This is a genomic window from Luteibacter sp. P4_D7_3 (assembly GCF_056401735.1).
The window spans coordinates 1-4,379 of the sequence record NZ_JBFUIT010000322.1 but is presented as its reverse complement, the minus strand read 5'-3'; the positions used below and the strand labels follow the sequence as shown (position 1 = coordinate 4,379).

Here is a 4,379-nt window from a genome sequence, read left to right as displayed (position 1 = left end):
CGCCACCCCAGCGCGCGATCGGGAAACGCGCATGTGTTTCATCAACCGTTGAATGGATTGAGAAACTTGTCCTTACCCAGCTCCAGAGCCTGGAAATAGGCATTGGTCAATCCCGGGAAACGCGGCGGTTCGTCCCACTTACCCTCCGCACTGACGCGGATCGTGACCGGTGCGTACCACTCGTAAGCGTTGGTCTTCAGGTTCACCTCGTAGCCCAGGCCGGTGATCGCGCCCTTGGGGTCGCTGCTCGGGATGTAATCGGCATAAGGACGCTCGAAACCGACCTGCCAGATGTCGATCACGATCAGGTGATCGATCCCGTACTGAGTGCCAAGAGATGAGAAATCCCGCTTCGCCAAGTCGTCGCCCTTGGCTTGCGCCTTCGGGAGTTTTGCGACGTTGATGTCCTGGTCGATGACAACCACGGTCAAACCTTTCTTGCGCAGCAGTTCGGCGACCTTCTGCTTCAGCGCAGGCAGATCCTCCTTCGGCAACGTGTGGGTGTAACCGGTCAAGGTCGAATTTGCGATCGACGCAGCTGCCAGGCAGAGCAGGCAGCCCGCCCCGGGCAGGGACGTATCGACCTTGGGCAGTGCGGTCATCGCCACGCCGATTTTCTCTGGCTGCGCCGTGACCACCGGTGCGGTGAAGGCGATGGCGCGTTGCGGCTTGCCTGCGCAGCCGGTCAGCGTGGCGGCGACGACAAGCACCGCCGCGATAAGACGTACGTTCATTCCCTGCTCCCCTGTCACTGTTGACGTCAGCTAGCCCACCGCGTGACGTACCTCACGGCACGGCGGTCAGCTGATCCAATTCGAGTTCCCCTGTCACTTCGCGCCCGGTCTGGGCCGGGGCGGCGGTATTTCAGCATGGCCGCCTTGGCGGCGTCTGTAGTCCTTCCCCTACATTGGAGGGCCGGCTTCCAAGGAAGCCTTTCCGGGCTCATACCTTCCGATAGCGATGAGCGATCTCTCCAGGACAACGTTGTGGGAATACCGGCATGAGTCAGCAGCCGTGCGTACGGAAGAAGACGACGATCTGGACCATGCGGACAGACATCACCAGATAGGCAAGGCCCATGGCGAACTGGAGCAGGATGTGCCACCGGAATCGACGCAGCTTCTGCAGGCCATCGAAGAAATTGACCGCAATGAGCACGATGCCTAGGAACACGACGATGCAACTAAGCAGCACCGGATTGACGAAGAGATGCAGCGCGGCATCTGCGTCGCTTCGCTTCGCGGTGTCCAGGCCAGCCGTGACGACAAGAGTCGCGACCAGAAGATTCCGGAAGTGATCGAAGATCGCTCGCGCTCCGCCACGCTCGAACAGCACTTGCGTGGCGGAGTTCAAGCGCGAGATCACTGCAGATTGTCGCTGTCCAGGCGCGTCCTGAGGCGCTTACCCGCGGCATCCAGGACTTTCCCGATATCCGCCCACGTGAGGTTCTCTTTTTCGACGTCCTGTCCGGCCAGGGGATCGATGACCACGGCAAGACGCTTGCCGGAGGCGTCCAGAAGCTCTGCCTCCAACGTGGCAGACGCGATGTTGAGGTTGGGTCCGGCGGTCGCCGCGTTCTTCGCCGCGCCGATGACGAAGCCGACGGGCGTATAGCCGAGAAGGCCGCGCTTCTTTTTCTCCGCAACCACATTGGTAACGGCAAGGCGCAGTCGGAGAACGTTCGGGCCGTCCGCGTCGACCACGGGATACTTCGGCTCGAGGTTCTTGATCAGCGCCTTGCGCAGGTTCTCCGTCACGGCGGACAGCTCGTTCGGATCGATGCCCTGGTAGGTGGAGTCCTTCGAGTACCAGACGAGGATCGGGTCGATCTGGACCTTGGTCAAGCCCTTGAGGCTTGCTCCTGGCGCCATGTAGATGAAGGATCCTTCGTGCTTGGGGTCGGGCTGCAGCGTTGGGTAGGAGTCAAGGAATCCGCTCTGCGGAGGCGGCGCGGCTGCCGTCGCAACGKTGAGTATGAGCAAGCCGGCAATAAGGCAAAGAGCACGACGCATGGAAAGCTCCTCTAAGCCGCGCCAGGGACGAGCTTCGAACCCCGCGTCACAGCCCGGTTCACGGCGCCGTTGTGGCTCCGACTAACGAGCAGCTTAGGCCCACCGATCCCGCTACGAGCCGGTACTACTACCTAGAATCCACCCCGTAAGAGTTCGGCCGAACCGCCGTTCCTGTACGATAACGATTCTCACTACGAATGGCCTCGCACCATGGTCCCCCGCGTTATCCGGTGGTTTGCTGGACTAACCCTCTTTCTCGCCCTCTCGACGACGTGCCTGGCCGCCGAACCCTACGCAGCCGACGCGCAAACGGCCTGGCGTTTGCTCGATTACATCGCCGTCGACTATGCCGGCGCGGTCAATCATGGAGCCGTATCCAGCCCCGCTGAATACGCCGAGCAGCAAGAATTTGCCTCCACCGTCTCGGCACACATCGCGGCCCTGCCGGAGAAAGCCGGCAAAGCCGGGCTGGTCGACCAGGCAGCCGCCCTCAGGGCAGCCATCGCGTCTAAAGCGGATCCAAAAGATGTCGCGGATGCCTCGCACAAGCTGGCAGCCGCCCTTTTAGCCGCCTATCCCGTGCCCCTGGCGCCGGCTCGCGTGCCCGACTTCGCGCATGGCGCGCAGCTGTTCCAGCAGAACTGCGTGGCGTGTCATGGCGCCACGGGCAATGGCGACGGCCCCGCTGCGAAGGCGCTGGCGACGCCACCCATCGCCTTCACCGACCAGGATCGCGCACGCGAGCGCAGCGTATTTTCCCTGTACCAGATCGTCACGCAAGGCGTCGACGGCACGCCCATGCCTAGCTTCGCCAGTCTCTCCGATGACGACCGTTGGTCGCTGGCCCTGTATGTCGGCCACTTTGCCGTTCCCGATCAGGTCGCCGCGGCCGGTGAAGGTCTCTGGCAGCACGACGCTACGCTGCGCAAGGAAGTCCCCGACCTCACCTCCCTCGTGACCACCACACCCTCGGCGCTTGGCAAGCGCATCGGCCAACAGCAAGCCGATGAAATCATGGGCTACCTCCGTCGCCACCCCGACGTGCTCGCACCGAAAGTTTCGGCGTCGTCGCTGACCGTGGTGCGCGAGAAGCTCAAGGCGAGCGTCGTAGCCTACCGCGCGGGTGACAAGTCGGGCGCGAGCACACTGGCACTGTCGGCTTACCTGGATGGCTTCGAGCCCGTCGAACCTTTGTTGGGCAGCCGCGACAGCACGCTGCTCGAGCACATCGAAGGCTCGATGGGCGAATACCGCGCGGCGATCGAGCACGGCGCGAGCGCCGACGACGTCGCGAACCGCGAACAGGTCCTGAGCACGCTGCTGGACGATGCCGAAGCCGCCATTTCACCCAATGCCAGTGGCAAGCTTTCGACCTTCATTGGTGCGGCGACCATTCTTCTGCGCGAAGGCCTCGAAGCGCTGCTCATCGTCGTGGCGATGATCGCGTTCCTGCGCAAGGCCGAGCGCATGGAAGTCATGCCGTATGTCCACGCTGGCTGGACGGGCGCGCTCGCGGCCGGCTTCCTTACCTGGGTCGCCGCGACGTGGCTGATCGGCATCAGTGGCGCGAGCCGCGAACTGACGGAAGGTTTTGGTTCGGTATTCGCCGCGGTGGTGCTCCTGTCTATCGGCATTTGGATGCACGGGAAATCCCAGGCCGGACAATGGCAGCGCTATATCAAGGAACGCATGGCCACGGCGCTGTCGGGCCGCTCGGCATGGTTCCTGTTCGGTCTCGCCTTTATCGTGGTGTATCGCGAGGTGTTCGAGACGATCCTCTTCTACGCCGCGCTCTGGACGCCCGGCAGCGGTGCCGCACTCCTGGCCGGCGCCGCCACGGCCTGTGTCGCGCTCGCGATCATCGCCTGGGCGCTGCTGCGATACAGCCGCATGCTTCCGATCGGCAAGTTCTTCGCCTATAGCTCGTGGTTGATGGCGATACTTACCGTGGTGCTCGCGGGCAAGGGTATCGCTGCGCTGCAGGAGGCAGGCATTGTCGGTATCCGACCGCTCGGTGGCGTGCCACGCATCGAGCTGATCGGACTGTTTCCGACGGTTCAGACGGTCGCGGCCCAGGTGCTTATGATCGTGGCCGTGGTTGGCGGTTTCTGGGCAAATCACCGGAAGGCACTCAAAGAGGCCTCCCGATAGATCCCTTACGCCACGGGCTGTTTCACCGGGAGTACGGACGCGCCGTAGTACTGATCGATCAGCTGCTGCCTTGAGATAGGCATGGCTATGAAATCCGCGCCGTCCCGTGCTGCAGGTGGAAGAAAGAGGATCATGGCGCCCCCACCCCGCGTCTCGAACACCTCCAGCATCACGATGAACGCGCGCAGGGAGGCCCTGGGGAGGCCTCTGACACCC

At 63.0% G+C, this 4,379-nt stretch carries 5 protein-coding genes; 1 reads left to right on the top strand and 4 read right to left on the bottom strand.

The features are described 5' to 3' along the window. Positions 1-41 precede the first annotated feature (41 nt). The 3 genes from AC1DSN_RS19010 to AC1DSN_RS19000 all read right to left on the bottom strand — a co-directional run bounded on the left by AC1DSN_RS19010 (position 42) and on the right by AC1DSN_RS19000 (position 2,012). Complete coding sequence (locus AC1DSN_RS19010) at positions 42-734, bottom strand: hypothetical protein (protein ID WP_231873851.1); 693 nt, start codon at positions 732-734, stop codon at positions 42-44. A 271-nt stretch (positions 735-1,005) separates the two neighbouring features. Then, entirely contained in the window at positions 1,006-1,353 is a 348-nt protein-coding gene (locus AC1DSN_RS19005) for a hypothetical protein (protein WP_477296364.1), read from the bottom strand. A gap of 8 nt (positions 1,354-1,361) precedes the next feature. Further along, a complete protein-coding gene (locus tag AC1DSN_RS19000) occupies positions 1,362-2,012 on the bottom strand; it encodes a DUF3313 domain-containing protein (protein WP_477332223.1) in 651 nt (216 codons plus the stop codon). A 210-nt stretch (positions 2,013-2,222) separates the two neighbouring features. Here AC1DSN_RS19000 and AC1DSN_RS18995 point away from each other — a divergent pair, with 210 nt between their 5' ends. Then, positions 2,223-4,163, top strand: coding sequence for an FTR1 family protein (locus AC1DSN_RS18995; protein WP_477296366.1), 1,941 nt, complete (start codon positions 2,223-2,225; stop codon positions 4,161-4,163). Between the two features lie 5 nt (positions 4,164-4,168). Here AC1DSN_RS18995 and AC1DSN_RS18990 read toward each other — a convergent pair. Further along, the coding region (locus AC1DSN_RS18990) for a hypothetical protein (RefSeq protein ID WP_477332221.1) at positions 4,169-4,379 on the bottom strand (211 nt) is incomplete at its 5' end.

Excerpts from the sequence above, each read along its gene's own strand:
- AC1DSN_RS19010 (WP_231873851.1), bottom strand. The coding sequence starts at position 734 with ATGAACGTACGTCTTATCGCGGCGGTGCTTGTCGTCGCCGCCACGCTG.
- AC1DSN_RS18995 (WP_477296366.1), top strand. The coding sequence starts at position 2,223 with ATGGTCCCCCGCGTTATCCGGTGGTTTGCTGGACTAACCCTCTTTCTC.